Here is a 16,228-nt window from a genome sequence, read left to right as displayed (position 1 = left end):
CCCAACCTCAACCCGCCGCCGAACCCCACCCCGCAAGACGACAACGATGGTCTGGCCCTCCGGGCCAGACCATCGTTTAACACCAGTCACCTAGGCCAGGGCGTAGGTGCGGACGTAGTCGAAGCGGGCGGTGGCGCCTGGGGAGTTCATGGAGACCAGGCCGATGCGCAGGGTGCCGGCGCGGGGCAGGGACCAGGTGCCGCCCCAGGTCCAGGTGAAACCGTCGGTGCTGGAGGCCATGCGGACGTCGTGCTCGTTGTTCGGGGTGTCGGCGTGGTATGCGAGTCGCAGCCACGTCGTGGTGGACGGCGGGCCGCCGAACATCGGGCCGGCGGTCACCGCGGTCGGTGGGGTGGTGCCGGGGCGTTCGGCCTCCTTGCCGAACTCCGTCACGTGCAGCACCGCACCGCCGCCGCCGCCGGCGAGGGGAAGGACGGTGTGGGTCAGTTTGAGGAAGCGGTTGTCGTTCTCGTAGAGGATGAGGCCGGCCTGCTGGTTGCCGGTGGTGCCGTCGAACTGCAGCTTCGTCTCCACCACGAAGTCGCCGGTGGGGGCGGGGCGCAGCAGGACGGAGGCGGTGTTGGTGGTGCCGGCGAGTTCGGCGGCCTGGGTCGGCCACACGAACTGGCCGCCCGAGACGGAGCCGGCGGCGGCGCGCAGCCACGTCCAGCCGGTGAGGCCGGTGGTGAACTCGTCGGAGTAGGCCGGCAGCGCCGCGCCGAGGGCCGGGTTCGGCACGCGGGCGGGTGGCAGCGGGTACAGCGGCGCCGCACCGATGTTGTCGGCGGCCGCGGCCCCGCCGGTCGAGACGGCGCCGATGCGGCCGGACGTGGGTGCGCCGGCCGGCAGCGTGACGGTCACGGTCGACACGGCGTCGCGGAGGCGGTCGGCGGTGACCCAGGTGACGAGGGTGTTGCCGCGGCGTTCGGCGGCGACGTTGTGCCAGGAGTCGTAGTCGAAGCTCGCCGGTAGCGGGCTGCTCGCCGAGGTGAGGACGCCGCCGGCGGTGACGTCGACGACGAGGCGCTGCTGGGCGCGGTTGATCCAGGCGACGATCCGGTTCGACGCGTCGGCCTGGGTGACGACGAGACCGACGGCGCCGGTCGTGTTGGCCGCGCCGAGCCGCAGGTCGCCCTCCACGCGCAGGTTGCCGCTCACCGAGCCGGTCGACAGCGAGGAGCCCGCCGTCGAGGTGGACAGGTGGCCGCCGGAGTCGGGGTCGGTCGCGAGGGGCCAGGTCGTGGCCCAGCCGCCGAGGCCCGCGTTGAACGAGCTGCCGACCGTCCACGTGCTCACCGGCGCCGGCTGCGCCCCGGTCGACGGGCCCGCGCCGGCCCGTACCGTCGGCCAGCCGTCGATCCAGTCGAGCCGGTCGATCATCAGCGGGCGGCGGCTCAGGTTGCTGATCGTGCCTCCCCACGGGTTCGTCACCGCGCCGAACTCGGGGTTGGACGAAGGGATCGCGTGGTACACGAGCCAGTCCTGGCCGGAGAGGTCGGTCTGGATCGCGTTGTGCCCGGGGCCGACCCAGCCGTTGCCGTTGGCGGCCACGACGATGCCGTCCTTGCTCGTGAGGTCCATCAGGTTGCGGCCGCTGGGGGTGGTGAACGGGCCGAGCGGGCTGGACGCGCGGCCGACCTTGACGGTGTAGCCGCTGAACGCGCCGTCGCAGCAGCCGGCGTCGGAGTAGAACAGGTAGTACATGCCGTCGCGGCGGACGACGAACCCGCCCTCCATCCGCCGGCCGCGGGCGATCTGCGTGACGGCGCCGGTGAGCGCGGTGGCGGTGGCGTTCATCCGCGACACGCAGATGGTGTCGTAGCTGCCCCAGTACAGGTAGTGCGCGCCGGTGCCGATGTCGGTGTACATGGCCTGGTCGATGCTGCCGCTCGGGCAGCCGCTGCCGGAGCCGGGGACGATCCGCCCGTGGTCGGTCCACGGCCCGAGCGGTGTCGGGGCCGTGACGAGGGCGATGCCGCCCGTCGACATGGAATAGGTCAGATGGTACGAGCCGTCGACGTACCTGATGTCGGGCGCCCACGGACGGGTGCCGGCGGGCCACCACGACGGTTTGCCGCTGACCGGGTACACGTCGCCGGCGTAGGTCCACGTCACCATGTCCGGCGAGCGGAGCACGGGCAGGATGTGCTCGGTGGTGTCGCCGGCGCTGACCCGGATCGGGTTCGTGGTGCCGTACGCGTACCAGAGGCCGTCCTTGCCGCGGATCATCGCCGGGTCCGGGAACGTGTCGACCGTGCCCGCGCTGACCGGGTTCGTGTAGGTGGCGGGCGCCGCGGCCGCCGGCGTCTGGGTCAGGGCGAGGCCGGCGGCGGCGGTCAGCAGGGCGCAGAGCAGGGCGGTGCGTCGCATGGCTGGTCTCCTCCATGGCGGGTTCGGGAGCCGTGCCGCGACGCTATGACGCGCGAATTTCTCCGTCGAGAGGCCGTCATATTCGCATCGCTCGCTGCGCTGTTATCCTCGTCGCAACTCGGGGGAGGGCGATGTGCGGCGCACGATCTGTCTTGTGGTGACGGTGGGCCTGCTGGCCGGCTGCGACGGCGGTGACCCGCCGTCCGCGGCGAAGTCGCCGGCGCCGCCGCCGCTGGTCCAGGCGTGGACCCGCACCGACCTGAAGCCCGCGGGCCAGCTCACGGCCGTGGGCGGGGTCGCCGTCGGCTACGTCGCGGACAACGGGCGGCTGTCCCTGCTCGCGCTCGACCCGGCGACCGGCAAGACGTTGTGGCAGCGGGCCGCGTCGCCCGGCGAGGTCGTCACCGGCATCCCGGTGATGCTGTCCGTCGTCGACGACAAGGTCGTCTATTTCCGGGCCGACCCGAAGGGCAACCTGTTCGCCAGCCTGGTCGTCGCCGACCCGCGCACCGGCGAGGACCTCGCGGTGACCGCCCCGGCGCTGTTCGTCTCCCCGCCGCAGGCGTGCTCGAACAAGACCGACGTGTGCACCGTGTCCCGGACGAGCTACAAGGACAAGGCCGTCCCGCACCGCCTGCGGATGACCGACAAGCAGTACGTGGCGGAGAGCACCGGCGAGCCGGCCGGCTCCCGGACGATCGGCAGCGACGGGCTCACCGACCTCGGCACCCGCGACCCGGAGACCCTCGCGCTGGTCCGGGACGGGAAGGTGCTCTGGAAGCGGCCCCTCGGCGAGGCGTTCCCCGCCGGGTTCAGCACCGACCACGGCTGGATCTGGCGGCTGTACCCGCAGCAGAAGGTCCGGATCGGCTCGGTGTACGGCCCGTCGAGCGGGACCCGTGAAACGACCCTGACCCGGGACCTGGCGGCAGGGTCGGCGACCGCGGCGCTGTCGGAGACCGACGGCACCGTCCTGTGGCGGGACAGCGGCAGCTCGCTGCAGTGCTCGGGCGTCCTCGGCGACTCGGTCGACCCGGACGATCCCGACGGGCCGGGTCCCGCCGTGCGCTGCCGGTCCAAGGGCACCTCGACGTGGTCGGCCGCGACGAAGACCAGCACCCGGTCGGGCCTCGACGTCGTCGTCGAGGGGTTCGACCTGATGACCGGCAAGACCACCTGGTCGGTGCCCGTCGGCGCCGCGGACGAGCTGGCCGGCGGCGACCGCCGTCCCGCCCTCGCGGGTCCGGGCCGCGTGCTGATCAGCGGCGGGACCGGGCCGGTGATCATCGACCTGGTCACGGGCGGCACCGAGAAGCCGGCCGCCGACGCGGCGTTCTGGTGCGGCACGGAGTCGGAGTTCACCTACGACGAGCCGTACTACTTCAACGGCAAGCCGGAGACCGGGCGCTCCGGCGGCACGCTCGGCGTCGCCTGCGGTCTCGACGGCGCCCCCGTCGACCGCGTGCCGGGCGGCGCGTCGATCCGCGCCTTCGGCACCCGCCTCGGCAGCGACTTCCTGGTGGCGACGGCCGGCTCGGTCATCGGCTACCACCAGGGCTGACGAGCCGGCCCGGTCTCCTGCTACCGCGCCGCGAGCTGCTTGCGCAGCCAGGCGGGGGACGGGTTGACGTGGGCGCCGCCGGGCAGGACGACGGTCGGCACGGTCTCGTTGCCGTCGGCGACCGCGCGCACCGCGGCGGCGCCGTCGGGGTCGCGCCAGATGTTCACCCACGCCGCGTTGCCCGCCCTGCCGATCAGGGCGAGGCGCAGTCGCAGGCAGAACGGGCAGCCGGGCCGCCAGTACACGACCGGCCGTCCCGACGCCTGCGCCGCCGCCGCGGGCACGTGCCGTGGGTAGATCAGCGGCGAGTATCCGACCGCCGCCGCGGTGAACAGGCCCGCCACGAACACCGCCGTCCCGGTCGACCCCTCGGCGCTCAGCACGACCGCCATCACGACGGCGAGCACCACGAACAGCAGCGACGTCCTCCATACCCGCATCACCGCGCCACCGTATCGGTGCCGGGCGGAGGACCCGACGCCGGCGTGGTCAGGGTTGGACGAGGTTGCCCCGCTCGTCGAGGACCTTGTCGCTCCAGTAGCGGTCCCACTCGTCGTCGATGTACCTGGGGACCTTGCCGGACGGGTAGGGGACGTAGCCGGCGGGCGGGTCGTCGCCGTCGGGGACGCAGGTGCGGCCGGTGGTGTTGCCGACGGCCTTCACCGGGTGCTCGCCGGATCCGCAGATCCGCTCCTTGAACGAGCAGCCGGCGGTGAGGAGCGCGGTCAGCAGCAGGAGGGTGAGCAGACGGGGCATCTGCTCAGTGTGGACCCACCGGGACGTCGCCGCGCAGTGTGATGCGGTGCATGACGCGGTGCGCGGTGCCGTAGTCGCGGTTGGCGTAGTGGGCGGTGCTGCGGTTGTCCCACATGGCGACGTCGCCGGGGCGCCAGCGGTGCCGGACGATGTGCTCGGGTCTGGTCAGGTGCGCGTACAGCAGGTCGAGGATGCCGCGGCTCTCCGCTTCCGAGACGCCCTCGATGTGCGAGGTGAAGCCGGGGTTGACGAAGAGGCCGCGGCGGCCGGTCTCGGGGTGAACCCGCACCACCGGGTGCGACACCGGGTCGAGGCGGGTGACGACCTCGCCGTCCCAGACGCTGCCCTTGCCGCCGCGGCGCTGCGCCAGGTAGTAGCCGAACTCCCGGTTGCCGTCGTGCACGGCGGTCAGCCGGTCCGCGAGGTGGCGTACGGGCGCCGACAGCGACTCGTAGGCGAGCTGGCTGTCGGCCCAGTTGGTGTCGCCGCCGGACGGGGGCAGGGTCACCGCCCGCAGGATCGAGCCGAGCGGCGGGCGCGGCATGAAGGTGACGTCGGTGTGCCACACGTCGGCGAAGCCGTTGTCGGCGCTGTCGAGGGCATACACCTCGGGGTGCGCCTCGTCGACGCCGCCGACGACCGGGTGGGACGCGGTGAGCTCGCCGAGGCGCCGGCCGAGCCGCACCTGGCCGTCGTCGTCGAGCTGCTGCCCGGCGAAGAACAGCACCTTGTGCTCGACCAGCGCGGCGCGCACCTCGGCGAGCTCGTCGCCGGTGGCCCGGTCCAGGTCGATGTCGTGCACGTCGGCGCCGAAGTGCGGGCCGAGACGGTCGAGTTTCACGCGGCGACCTCCTGTGGGGTGCGGATGGCGTGGCCGATGGTGGCGCGCAGCTCCGCGTACCGCGGCAGCCCGCGCAGCTCGCCGGGTTCGACGCCCGTGCGGGGCAGGTCGATGTCCTGGTCGAGGGCGATGCGGCCGGGGCGGCTGGTGAGCACGACGACGCGGCTGCCGAGGAACACGGCCTCGTCGACGCTGTGGGTGACGAACACGCAGGTCCGCCCGGTCTCCGCGGTCACCTGCCGCAGGTCCTCCTGCAGCCGCTCCCGGGTGAGCGCGTCCAGCGCCGCGAAGGGTTCGTCGAGGAGCAGCAGCGGATTCGGTACCGCCAGAGCCCGCGCGATCGCGACCCGCTGCTGCTGCCCGCCGGAGATCTGCCACACCCGGCGCCCGGCGACGTCGTGCAGGCCGACCCGTTCCAGGAGCTCCGGCACCCGGGCGGCGCGTTCCTTCGGTGGTACACCCGCATACCGCAGCGCGAGGTCGACGTTGCCGCCGACCGTCTTCCACGGCAGCAGCCGCGGTTGCTGGAAGACCAGACCGGCGCCGCGGCCGGGCTCGGGGACGGCGCCGCCGGTGCGGACCGTGCCGGTGGTGGGCCGCTCGAACCCGGCGATCAGCCGCAGCAGCGTGCTCTTGCCGCAGCCGGACGCGCCGACCAGCACCAGGAAGGCGCCGGTCGGCACGTGCAGGTCGATCGGGCCGACGGCGGTGATGGCGCCGTACCGGTGCTCGACGCCTTGTACGGCGATCGCTTCAGGACTGGAGGACACCCGGGAGACCCTTGGTGTAGATGGCCTTCTCCACCGTGGCGAGGTCCGGCACGGCGTCGATCTTCTTCTGCGCCTTGAGGAACTCGGCGGCGGCGAGCAGGTTCTTCGCGAGGTCGCCGACCTTCTCGGGGGTGCCGAGCCAGGTGCCGCTGGAGATGTCGGCGGGCTTGAGGAACACGCCCTGGCTGAGCTGGTGCTTGGCGTCCTCGGCGCTGATGTTGAGCTCCTTGCCGACGGCGGCGGCCGCGGCGGCGGGGTCGCCGGCGATGATGTCGAGGGCCTTCGCCTGGGCCTTGCGCCACGCGTCGACGGCGTCGGGGTGGGCGGTGGCGAACGCGGTCGACACGACCCCGAGGTCGAGGGTCGGCTTGCCGGCGGTGGCGAGCTCGCGGCTGGTGACGAGGACCTTGCCGGTCTTCTTCAGCTCGTCCAGCGACGGCAGCCAGGTGTAGGCGGCGTCGAGGTCGCCGCGGGTCCAGGCGGCCTGGATGTCCTGCGGCTCCAGGTCGACGATGGTCAGGTCGGACTCCTTGACGCCGGCCTTGTCCAGGGCGGCGAGGAGGCTGTAGTGCGCGGTGGACGCGAACGGCGTGCCGACCTTCTTGCCCTTCAGGTCCGCGACGCTGTTGACGTTCGAACCGTTGCGGGCGACGAGGGCCTCGTTGTCGCCGGCGACGTCGAGGACGAACGCGACCTGGTAGGGGATGTTCAGCGGCGCGGAGAGCCCGCGGGCGACGGGGCTGGAGCCGATCGCGGCGATGTCGACGCTCTTGGCGACGAACGCGGTGTTGATGCTCGCGCCCGAGTCGAACTTCGTCCACGTGATCTTGTAGTCGGGCAGTGCCTTCTCCAGCAGCCCCTGGTTCTTGACGATGAGGTCGCCGCTGGGGAACGCCTGGTACGCGATCCGGATGGTCTTCTGCTCGGTGCTGCTGTTGCCGCTGGCGGCGCCGTCGCCGCAGGCTGCCAGCGACAGCGCGAGCGCGGCGATTCCGACGACACTTCTGATCTTCACGGTTTTCCTATCGGTCTCAGGCGCGTCCGCGCCAGGGGATGAGGCGGGTCTCGGCCTGACGCAGCACCGCGTCGATGGCCAGTCCGGACAGTCCGATGGCGAAGAGGCCGAGCACGACGACGTCGGTCTGCGAGTACCGCTGGGCGTCGCGGACCATGCCGCCGATGCCGGGGACGCCGTTGATGGTCTCGGCGGCCACGACGGAGGAGTACGCGATGCCGACGGCGAGCCGGATGCCGGTGAAGATCTCGGGCAGCGCGTTGGGCAGCACCACGTCGCGGGTGACCTGCCACCGGTTCGCGCCCAGCGCCCGGGTGGCCTCGACCAGCGCGGTGGGCGCGTTGTGCACGGCGGCGGCGGTCGCCACGGCGACGGGCGGCAGGGCGGCGATCGACAGCAGCCACAGCTTGGGCGTCTCGTCGATGCCGAACCAGATGATGAAGAGGCTGAAGTACGCCAGGGGCGGCAGCGCCCGCACGAACGTGACGACGGGTTCGGTGACGACCCGGATCCAGCCGACGGTGCCCATGACGACCCCGGCGACGAGACCCGCGGCCACACCGATCGCCGAGCCGATGAGGATCCGGCGCAGGCTCACGCCGAGATGCTCGATCAGCAGGTGACCGCTGTAGCCGCGGGTGCCGTCGTGGACGGTGGAGGTCTGGACGAGCCGGTGCCACACGGCGGTCGGCGAGGGGATGAACGTCGGGTTGTCCATGACCGTGGCGGTGACCTGCCACAGCACGCCGAGCACGGCGACCGCGACGATCCGCAGTCCGATCCGGCGGCCCCACTCGGCGTTCACGGTGCTCCCTACTTCGATCCTATAGGCTGCAATTCCTATCGTAAAAGTAGAGTTAACGCAAGCGGGCTCAGTGCGAGCCGTCAGCGCAAGCCGCTCCGTGCAGGCCGCTCCGTGCAGGCCGCTCAGTGCAGGCGGCTCAGCGCAACCCGCTCAGGGCCGCCGCGATGATCCGCTGGGAGCGGACCGGTTGCTCGGAGCCGCCCATGTGCAGGGTGTTGACGGAGAAGACCAGCCGCGCGGACAGGTCCCGGGTCGCCGCCATCCCGTTGTTGTAGCCGGGCCGGTCGCCGCTCTTGCCCCACAGCGTCAGCGGGCCGGCCGGCAGCTTCGTCAGGCCGGCGCTGTACACCGCCTCCTTGTCGTCGGACGGGTCGCCGTTGCCGTCGTACAGGAAGATCCCGGCCGGCACGGTGAACATCTCCGACAGCTGAGGCTCCGGCACCAGCCGCCCGCTGAACAGGGCCACCATGAACCGGTCCAGGTCCGGCGCGGTCGAGACGATCGCCGCCGCCGACCACTGCAGCGACATGTCGGCGCTGGTCACGTCGACCCAGCCGGTGTCCGTCGCCTCGTAGCCGTGCGCGTGCGGGCCGCGCACCTCGGTGTCCCGGCCGGGCGCGGTGGTGCCGCGCAGGCCGAGCCGGTCGATGATGCGCCGCTGGATCTGCGACTCCCAGCTGCGGCCGGTGACCTTCTCGATGAGCAGCCCGGCGACGATGTAGTCGACGTTGCCGTACCGCTGCTTCGTGCCGGGCGTGAACGCGAGCGGCTTCGCGGTGTCGATCTGGCTGCCCTTCGCCCAGCGGTCGTAGCGGTGTGCCAGGAACCAGTCGGTCTGCTTGTTGGGCACCTCGACATGGTTGATGCCGCTGGTGTACGTGAGGACCTGCCGCACCGTGACCGGGGCCGTCCCGGCCGGCAGGAGGTCCGGCAGGTAGTGCTGGACGGTCTGGTCCAGGTCGAGCCGGTGCTCCGCGGCGAGCTGCAGGGCGACGACGGCCGTGAACGTCTTCGTCATGCTCCCGATCCGGAACCGCCCGTCGATCGGCACCGTCCGTCCACTGTGGACGTCGGCGACACCGGCGGTGCCCTGCCGGCAACCCTGGGCGTCGTGCAGCAACAGGAGCGCCCCGGACGCCTCCGCGTCGGGCAGCCCGTCGAGGGCCCCGTGCAGCGGCGTCCCGGCGGCCACGGCCTCGCACCGTTCCCGGCGCGGCTCCCCGGCGTTCGCGGCCGCGGCCGGCAGCACGGCCGGCCCGGCCACGAGCACGGCCGCGATCAGTGCGGCACTGAGTGCGCGCAAAGCGGTCACCTCCAACGATAGGTGGAAATCTGTCCTTCCCACCCTGTCGCCGGTCGTGCCGCACGGGCATCCGGGGTTTACCTCCGCGGGTCCCCGAGAACCGCCCCCGAGAACCCCTCGGGGTCCTCCACCCACGGCAGGTGGCTCGCCCCGCGCAGGGTCACCCTCCGCACGTCGGGCAGCGCCGCCGCCAGGGAGTCCACGGCCCACCGCGGCCGCAGGTCCTCGCTGCCGTCGACGATGAGCACCGGCACCCGCAGCCGCCGGCACAACGCGGCCAGGTCGGTCTCCTCGAGCCGCCGCTTGATCTCGGCGTTGAGGGTCGCGCTGCACTCGCGGTTGATGTCGAACCACGGCGTCGCCATCGCCTCGGCATGCGCGGCGGCCCGCCCCCGGTCGGGGAACTCGGCGGTCCACAGCCGCACCACCGACTCCCGGTCCCACCCGGCCAGGGTCCCGGCCCGTTCCCGGAAGGCCGGCTTCCAGGTGTCCTCGTCGTCGATGCCGGTGCCCGCGACGTACACCAGCCGCCGCACCTTCCCCGGGTGCCGCAACGCGTACTCGAGCGCGAGGTGCGCTCCCCACGAGTGCCCGAGCAGCGTGACGGGCCCGTCGACGACCGTGTCGAGATCTCTGATGCTCCTGTCCAAGGTGTACGGCCCGCGCCGCTCCGACCGCCCGCACCCGCGCTGGTCCCACCGGACGGTCCGGTAGTGCCCGCCGAACATCGTCGCGAGGTCGCCGGCCATGTCCCACAACCCCGGCCCGCCGTGCACGAACACCAGCGGCGGCCCGTCCCCGCCGACCTCGGTCCACAGCCGGCACCCGTCGTCGGTCAGCACAGCGCCTCCTCCACGATCCTCTCGATCTCCAGGGTCGCGTCCACGCCGCGCAGGACGCCGAGCCGCGCGGCGATCAACTCGGGCACGGCGTCCCGGCCACACCCCGGCACACCGAGCACGACGAGCCGTCTCATCGGGGCAGGGCGCGCAGCGCCGCGGTGGCGGCGGGCCAGGGGAACGGCGGGGCCGGGGTGGTGGGGTCGCTGTCGAGGGGTGGGACCGAGGCCGGGTCGAAGAGGACGGTGACGCCCCACTCGCGCAGCGTGCGGACGCTGGCCACGAAGGCCGGGTGGCGGGACAGGCCGATGTTGGGGGTGGGGACGGCGATGACCGGGCGGCGCAGGCCGATGCCCTCGTTGAGCAGGCCCAGGGCGAGGGTGTCGCTGATGCCGGCGGCGAGCTTGTTGACCGTGTTGAAGGTGGCGGGGGCGACCACGAACGCGTCGGCGGGTGGCAGGACGTCGGGTTCGTCGGGTCGCTTGTACTGCGAGCGCACCGGAAAACCGGTCTGGGCGCGCAGGGCGGGCTCGTCGAGGAACTTCAGGCCGTCGGGGGTCGCGACGACGCAGACCGTCCACCCGTCGGCCTGGGCGGTGGCGACGAACGCGGGAAGGTCGGCGGCGGGGCGCCCGCCGCAGGCCACGACGTACAACACGGGCATGCGCAGCACCCTAGCCGCCGGGGCAGTCGTGGGCGCACACCCGCACCGGTGCCGGGGTCTCCAGGTCGGCCGGGACGTGGCCGACGAGCGGGGTGCTCGCCGTGGAGCCGGCGGCGCACAGGACGACGAAGAGCACCGGCGCCGCGACCAGCGCCCCGATGAAATGCTTCGCCCAGCCGGGCTCGCGCAGCAGCTTCGAGAACAGGATGCCGAGCGCCGGCAGTACCACGGCGGCGATCATCGACGCGATGAACAGCGCGTCCGTGGTGGCCCCGAACGCCTCCGCCGCCGCGCGGGTCGGGGTCCACGGCCGCGAGGTGCGGCGGATGAGGGCGACGATGAGCAGGAACGGCGCGCCGTACATCCCGGCGTGGAACAGGACTCCCAGGCCGGCGCGCCTCATCGTGCCGCCACGAACAGCGCGCCGCCCGCGGCCACGACCACGACCGTGGCGAGCGCGGACAGCGTGCCCGCCAGGGCCGGCGGGATGTTCAGCCTGGCCACACCGGCCGTCACCGCCATGAGGACGGCCAGCAGCGGTACACCCGCCAGGCCCAGCAGCACGGGCCAGACGTCCAGCAGCGTCAGGTCGCAGCCGAACGACCCGCAGTCCGCCGCCTCGACCGGCCGGTGCGGCACCGACCACTCACCGAACGCCGACGCGCCGATCACCGTCGCGAACCAGCCCACGCCGACCAGCACGCTCGCCCCGTATCTCCCCATGCCGTGATCCTCGCGGCGGGCGCGATGCGCGGGCATCGGTGTTCGTACTCAGGTGCGTACTAGGTAGCATTCGGCGTTCGGTCCGATTGCTGGGGGTGGCGCGGTGCAGGGTCAGGTGCGGTTCGCCGTCGACCTCGGCACCTCCAACACCGTCGCGGTCGTCGACCGGGGCGACGGCACACCGCGCCCGCTGCTGTTCGACGGCAACCCGCTGCTGCCGTCCGCCGTGTTCGCCGACGCGTCCGGCACCGTGCTCGTCGGGCGCGACGCCGAGCGGCACATGGCGACCGACGCGGCCCGCTACGAGCCCAACCCGAAGGGTCACATCGACGAGGGCCTCATGCTGCTCGGCGACCGTGAGGTGCCGGTCGTGCAGCTGCTCGCCGCGATCCTGCGCCGGGTCGCCGCCGAGGCCGCGCAGACCGGGGTCCTGTCCGGCGGCACCACCGTCCTGACCTGCCCCGCCGACTGGGGCCCGCGGCGCCGCGCGGTGCTGTCCGAGGCCGCCGCGGTCGCCGGGCTCGGCCGGGTCACGCTGCTGGACGAGCCGGTCGCCGCCGCGACGTACTGCATGCGCGTCCTCGGCTCACGGATCGCGCCCGGGCGTGCGGTCGCGGTCTTCGACTTCGGCGGCGGCACCCTCGACGTGACCGTCGCCGTCGACTCGCCCGGCGGGCTGCGCGTCCTCGCCACCGGCGGGCTCGACGACCTCGGCGGGACCGACGTCGACGCGGCCCTCGTCGGGCACCTGGGCCAGCAGATCGCGGCGCACGACGCGGCGCTGTGGCAGCGGCTGCAGCAGCCCCGGACGGGTGCGGACTTCCGGGACCGGATGGCGTTCTGGTCGGAGGTACGCGCCGCGAAGGAGATGCTGTCCAGGACCACGTCCGCGCCGGTGCACGTGCCGGGGGTCGACCAGGCGACGCATCTGACGCGGGAGGAGCTGGACCGGGTCGCGGGTCCGCTCGTCGACCGCGCCGTCGACGAGACCCGCCGGGTGCTGCAGCGTTCGGGTGTACCGGCCGGGCACCTGGACGCGATCCTGCTGGTCGGGGGGTCGAGCCGGCTGCCGCTGGTGGCCAGCCGGTTGCATGCGCGGTTCGGGCTGGCGCCGGTGGTGCCGGAGCAGCCTGAGCTGCCGGTGGCCTTCGGGGCGCTGCTGCTGGGCAACGCCGCTTCTCATCAGGCTCCGGGTTTTCAGGCTTCGGCTCATCAGTCTTCGGGTTTTCCCGCTTCGGGCTTTCCTGCTTCGGGTTATCAGGCTTCTGTTTATCCGGCTTCGGCGCCGCCGGCTGTGTATCAGACGTCCGGGCCGCCCGGGGTGTACGGTGCTCCGGCCTCGCAGGCGTCCGCGCCGCCGGCGGCTGCTGCGCCTGCGGCATACCAGCCTGCGCCTGCGGCGCCTCAACCTGCGCCGTACCAGTCTGCACCTGCGCCGTATCAGTCTGCACCTGCGGCGTATCAGCCTGCGCCTGTTGCGTATCAGGGGGCTGGTGAGTTTGCGGCGCCGGTCGTGCCGCAGCAGCAGCGACCGCAGCGGCCGTCGGTCATCATCGGGCCGGGTGTCACGATGCAGGGCAATGTCGCCATTTATGGTGATGAGGAGCTCATGCCGCGGTACGCCCGCGATGAACCCGATCACCGCACCCGCGACGAACCTCCCGCCGAGCCGCCGCCCACTCGCCCCCGGCGGCGCTTCTCGATCTCCAGGTTCTTCTGGCGGCTGCGCCTTCTGGCGGTGCCGCTGATCATCGTGCTCGCCCTGACGCCGTGGGGTCGCGGCCTGCTCAGCGCCGGCCGGGAGAAGATCGCCGGCTGGACCGGCAGCAGCCCGACGGCCTCCGCCCCCGCGTCGACAGCGCCTTCCGCCGCCGCTTCCTCTTCGGCTCCCGCGTCGCCCGCCGGCCCGGCGGTCAAGCTCGACCCCGGCAGCGTGAAGCCCGGCACGTCCGTCGTCGTCACCGGTACCGGCTTCACCAAGGGCGAGCAGGTCACCATCAAGGTCAACGGCCTGCAGAAGGCCTCCAGGCCCGCATCCGCCACCACCGGTGTCGTCGAGTGGACCATGCCGACGGCCACCCTGAAGGCGGGCACCACCGCCGTTGTCGAACTGACCGGTACCAAGAGCAACCGCTCCGCCAAAGCATCCCTCAAAGTCACCGCCTGACACCCGGCGCTCACCACGCGTCATCTTCCAGCGACCCGCTGGACGCCTCCGCGCACACCCCCGAAACTGATGAAACAGCGCCTACCGGGGGGAGGTGGCACGTGTCACGACCCTACTTTTCTCTGGACGCACCGGGTTCCGGCTCGGTCTCCGTCGATTGGGACACCCGATTCGCGGCGGCCCGCGCCGAGCGGCAGCGCCGCCATGAGGAGCGGCAGCGGGTCCGCGCGGAGTTCGCCGAGTCCCGCCGGCACGGCCTCGCGGCCCGTCACACGACCAAGCTGACCCGCCTGCGAAACGCCCGGGTCCTGGCCGGCCAGGATGTCCCGGCGAGGAGCCGCGGGACGCTATCCGTCGCTGCGGGGCAGGGGGTGCTCGTTGCTGCGGGCAATGGGTCGCTCGTCGCCCCAGGGCGGCAGCGGGAAGGCGGAGAAGAACTGCCTGCCGCCGCGCAGGTGCTGGTCGAAGCGCAGCCCCGCCTCGACAAGGGCGGCGCGCATGTCGGCGTTGCTGAGCCGGCGGACCGAGTTGCGGTATTCCCAGACGGTGTCGCCCAGGCGGTAGGTGTTGTGGCCGTGCAGGACCGTGCCGTCGAAGGACTCGATGGCGAAGGTGGCCTCGATCTGCCCGATCCGGCCGGTGAAAGGGACCATCCTGTCAAACCACGACGGCGGCATCCACTGCATGACGACGTGACCGGTGGGGGCGCAGTGCCGGCGGCACGCGGCCAGGAGGGCCGCGCGTCGCTCATCGTCGGCCGTGTTGACCCCCATGCCCGCGGCCAGGACGACAGGGAAGAGCTCGCCGAGGTCGAGCGTCGCGAGGTCGGACCGGACGGTCCGCCCGGCCCGCACCTGGGCGAGCATGGCGGCCGAGTCGTCGACCACGACCACGGGATGGCCGAGGTCGATGAGGGGGTTCGCGAGGCGGCCGCCGATGCGGCTGAGGTCCAGGATCGCCGCGCCCTCGGGGACCTTGGCGTGGATGAAGGCGGGCTCGCCGTTGTGGGGCAGGGCCGCAAAAAAGCCGACGGGCCGGCCGTCGGCGGTCACCTCTTCGTGCATCGGACAACCATGCCACGCTCGTGGCATCATTGCCGCGACATGACCTCACTCGACCTCTGTTACGAAAGCCTCGACGGTTTGTCCGTCGGCGACGCGGTCGGCGCCCAGTTCTTCGTGCCGGGCACGACCCTGTCCCACATCACCGAAGCAGCCGAGCCGCCCGGCGCCTGGCCGTGGACCGACGACACCGAGATGGCCTGCTCGATCGTCGACGAGCTCGCCGTCCACGGGCGCATCGACCGGGACCGGCTCGCCACCGCGTTCGCCGGCCGCTATGAGCCGTATCGCGGCTACGGCGCCGGCGCAGTGGTCATCCTGCACCAGATCCGCGACGGCGTCCCCTGGCGCGACGCGGCCCGCTCCGCGTTCGACGGCCTCGGATCGATGGGCAACGGCGCCGCGATGCGGGTCGCGCCCCTCGGCGCGTTCCACGCCGGCGACTCCCGCGGCGCCGCACTCGACGCGATGCGCACCGCCGAGGTCACCCACGCCCACAGCGAGGGCATCCTCGGCGCGGTCGCCGTAGCCGTCGCGGCCGCCGAAGCGGCGTGGGCCAGGCTCGTCGAGGCCCCGCTGGAGCCGGTCGAGCTGTTCGACGCGGTCCTCGCCTACCAGGTCGACAGCAAGGTGAAGACCGGCCTCGAACGCGCCCGCACCCTGCTCGGCGCCACCACCGCCGAAGCCGCCTACGTCCTGGGCAACGGCTCACAGGTCCTGGCCCAGGACACGGTCCCCTTCGCCCTGTGGGCCGCCGCCACCCACCTCACCGACTACCGCGCGGCAATCCTGACCTGCATCGAGGCCGGCGGCGACGTCGACACCACAGCCGCCATCACCGGCGGCGTGGTCGCCGCCGCAGTGGGCCGCCCCGGCATCCCCCACGACTGGCTAACCCACCGCGAACAACTACCCGACTGGGTCGCCGCCCCCGGCCCCACCTGACCCCCCACCGCCGCCGCGACGCCACCCGGCGCACCGTCTCCGCGGCGCACCCGTCTCCGCTGCGCACCCGTCTCCGCTGCGCGCCCGTCTCCGCGTCGTCCCAGATCCGCGCCGCCTCGGGCCGGCGTTTGTCTTGGGTCGACGTCGCCTTGGGCCGGGGTCGTCTCGGGTCCGCGTCGTCTCAGATCCCGCGTCGCGACAGAGCCGGCGCGCTCCAGACCGTGGACGCCGGACAACGCCGTCGCCCTCACGTCCGCAGGTGAGAGACCCACGCACCCTGCCAGCGGACACGGCATGCTGGCTCTGGCACAAATTCCGGATGCTGTTGGTGATCTTGGCTGGTTGATCAGTTTGCAGCGCGTCGTTGCCGGGCGCGGAGGTGCGTCGATGCTGGGATAGCAGGATGTC

General features: G+C 72.7%; 17 protein-coding genes. 3 read left to right on the top strand and 14 right to left on the bottom strand.

Annotated features, from left to right (window positions below; translation table 11 throughout):
* Positions 1-90 precede the first annotated feature (90 nt).
* Positions 91-2,370, bottom strand: a complete 2,280-nt coding sequence (locus ACZ6TV_RS54405; RefSeq protein ID WP_465309491.1) for a glycoside hydrolase family 43 protein — start codon at positions 2,368-2,370, stop codon at positions 91-93.
* Between the two features lie 154 nt (positions 2,371-2,524).
* Between ACZ6TV_RS54405 and ACZ6TV_RS54400 the strand changes: the two genes are divergently transcribed.
* A complete protein-coding gene (locus ACZ6TV_RS54400; protein ID WP_465309489.1) occupies positions 2,525-3,931 on the top strand; it encodes an outer membrane protein assembly factor BamB family protein in 1,407 nt (468 codons plus the stop codon).
* Positions 3,932-3,951: 20 nt separating this feature from the next.
* Here ACZ6TV_RS54400 and ACZ6TV_RS54395 read toward each other — a convergent pair whose 3' ends face one another.
* The 12 genes from ACZ6TV_RS54395 to ACZ6TV_RS54340 form a co-directional block, all read right to left on the bottom strand.
* Positions 3,952-4,371 carry a glutaredoxin domain-containing protein gene (locus tag ACZ6TV_RS54395; RefSeq protein ID WP_465309493.1) on the bottom strand — a complete coding sequence of 140 codons (420 nt, stop codon included), beginning with the start codon at positions 4,369-4,371 and terminating at the stop codon, positions 3,952-3,954.
* A 49-nt stretch (positions 4,372-4,420) separates the two neighbouring features.
* A complete protein-coding gene (locus tag ACZ6TV_RS54390; protein WP_465309487.1) occupies positions 4,421-4,687 on the bottom strand; it encodes an SCO0607 family lipoprotein in 267 nt (88 codons plus the stop codon).
* Between the two features lie 4 nt (positions 4,688-4,691).
* Positions 4,692-5,528, bottom strand: a complete 837-nt coding sequence (locus ACZ6TV_RS54385; RefSeq protein WP_465309485.1) for a TauD/TfdA dioxygenase family protein — start codon at positions 5,526-5,528, stop codon at positions 4,692-4,694.
* The gene (locus tag ACZ6TV_RS54380; RefSeq protein WP_465309483.1) at positions 5,525-6,298 is read right to left on the bottom strand and encodes an ABC transporter ATP-binding protein; all 774 of its coding nucleotides are present in this window, start codon (positions 6,296-6,298) and stop codon (positions 5,525-5,527) included. Before ACZ6TV_RS54380 ends, ACZ6TV_RS54385 begins: the two co-directional genes overlap by 4 nt.
* The gene (locus ACZ6TV_RS54375; RefSeq protein WP_465309481.1) at positions 6,282-7,313 is read right to left on the bottom strand and encodes a taurine ABC transporter substrate-binding protein; all 1,032 of its coding nucleotides are present in this window, start codon (positions 7,311-7,313) and stop codon (positions 6,282-6,284) included. The genes ACZ6TV_RS54380 and ACZ6TV_RS54375 overlap by 17 nt, the downstream gene beginning before the upstream one ends.
* A gap of 16 nt (positions 7,314-7,329) precedes the next feature.
* Positions 7,330-8,118, bottom strand: coding sequence for an ABC transporter permease (locus ACZ6TV_RS54370; RefSeq protein ID WP_465309479.1), 789 nt, complete (start codon positions 8,116-8,118; stop codon positions 7,330-7,332).
* A gap of 136 nt (positions 8,119-8,254) precedes the next feature.
* Entirely contained in the window at positions 8,255-9,421 is a 1,167-nt protein-coding gene (locus tag ACZ6TV_RS54365) for a serine hydrolase domain-containing protein (protein WP_465309477.1), read from the bottom strand.
* 77 nt (positions 9,422-9,498) lie between these two features.
* On the bottom strand, positions 9,499-10,263 hold the full coding sequence (locus tag ACZ6TV_RS54360; protein ID WP_465309475.1) for an alpha/beta fold hydrolase: 765 nt from the start codon (positions 10,261-10,263) through the stop codon (positions 9,499-9,501).
* A complete protein-coding gene (locus tag ACZ6TV_RS54355; protein WP_465309473.1) occupies positions 10,257-10,397 on the bottom strand; it encodes a hypothetical protein in 141 nt (46 codons plus the stop codon). Before ACZ6TV_RS54355 ends, ACZ6TV_RS54360 begins: the two co-directional genes overlap by 7 nt.
* Positions 10,394-10,924: a flavoprotein gene (locus ACZ6TV_RS54350; RefSeq protein WP_465309472.1), complete on the bottom strand. Its 531-nt coding sequence runs from the start codon at positions 10,922-10,924 to the stop codon at positions 10,394-10,396. Before ACZ6TV_RS54350 ends, ACZ6TV_RS54355 begins: the two co-directional genes overlap by 4 nt.
* A gap of 10 nt (positions 10,925-10,934) precedes the next feature.
* Positions 10,935-11,327: a hypothetical protein gene (locus tag ACZ6TV_RS54345; protein ID WP_465309470.1), complete on the bottom strand. Its 393-nt coding sequence runs from the start codon at positions 11,325-11,327 to the stop codon at positions 10,935-10,937.
* The gene (locus tag ACZ6TV_RS54340; protein ID WP_465309468.1) at positions 11,324-11,647 is read right to left on the bottom strand and encodes a hypothetical protein; all 324 of its coding nucleotides are present in this window, start codon (positions 11,645-11,647) and stop codon (positions 11,324-11,326) included. Before ACZ6TV_RS54340 ends, ACZ6TV_RS54345 begins: the two co-directional genes overlap by 4 nt.
* Before the next feature lie 103 nt (positions 11,648-11,750).
* On the opposite strand from ACZ6TV_RS54340, the gene ACZ6TV_RS54335 reads away from it, so the two are divergent.
* A complete protein-coding gene (locus tag ACZ6TV_RS54335; protein ID WP_465309466.1) occupies positions 11,751-13,814 on the top strand; it encodes an Hsp70 family protein in 2,064 nt (687 codons plus the stop codon).
* Between the two features lie 347 nt (positions 13,815-14,161).
* Here ACZ6TV_RS54335 and ACZ6TV_RS54330 read toward each other — a convergent pair whose 3' ends face one another.
* Positions 14,162-14,878, bottom strand: a complete 717-nt coding sequence (locus ACZ6TV_RS54330; protein ID WP_465309464.1) for a class I SAM-dependent methyltransferase — start codon at positions 14,876-14,878, stop codon at positions 14,162-14,164.
* Between the two features lie 39 nt (positions 14,879-14,917).
* On the opposite strand from ACZ6TV_RS54330, the gene ACZ6TV_RS54325 reads away from it, so the two are divergent.
* Complete coding sequence (locus ACZ6TV_RS54325; RefSeq protein ID WP_465309462.1) at positions 14,918-15,820, top strand: ADP-ribosylglycohydrolase family protein; 903 nt, start codon at positions 14,918-14,920, stop codon at positions 15,818-15,820.
* Positions 15,821-16,228 lie beyond the last annotated feature (408 nt).

Source organism: Dactylosporangium sp. NPDC051087 (genome assembly GCF_055586325.1).
The sequence above is the reverse complement of the archived record's forward strand: the minus strand, read 5'-3'. Positions and strand labels throughout refer to the sequence as shown.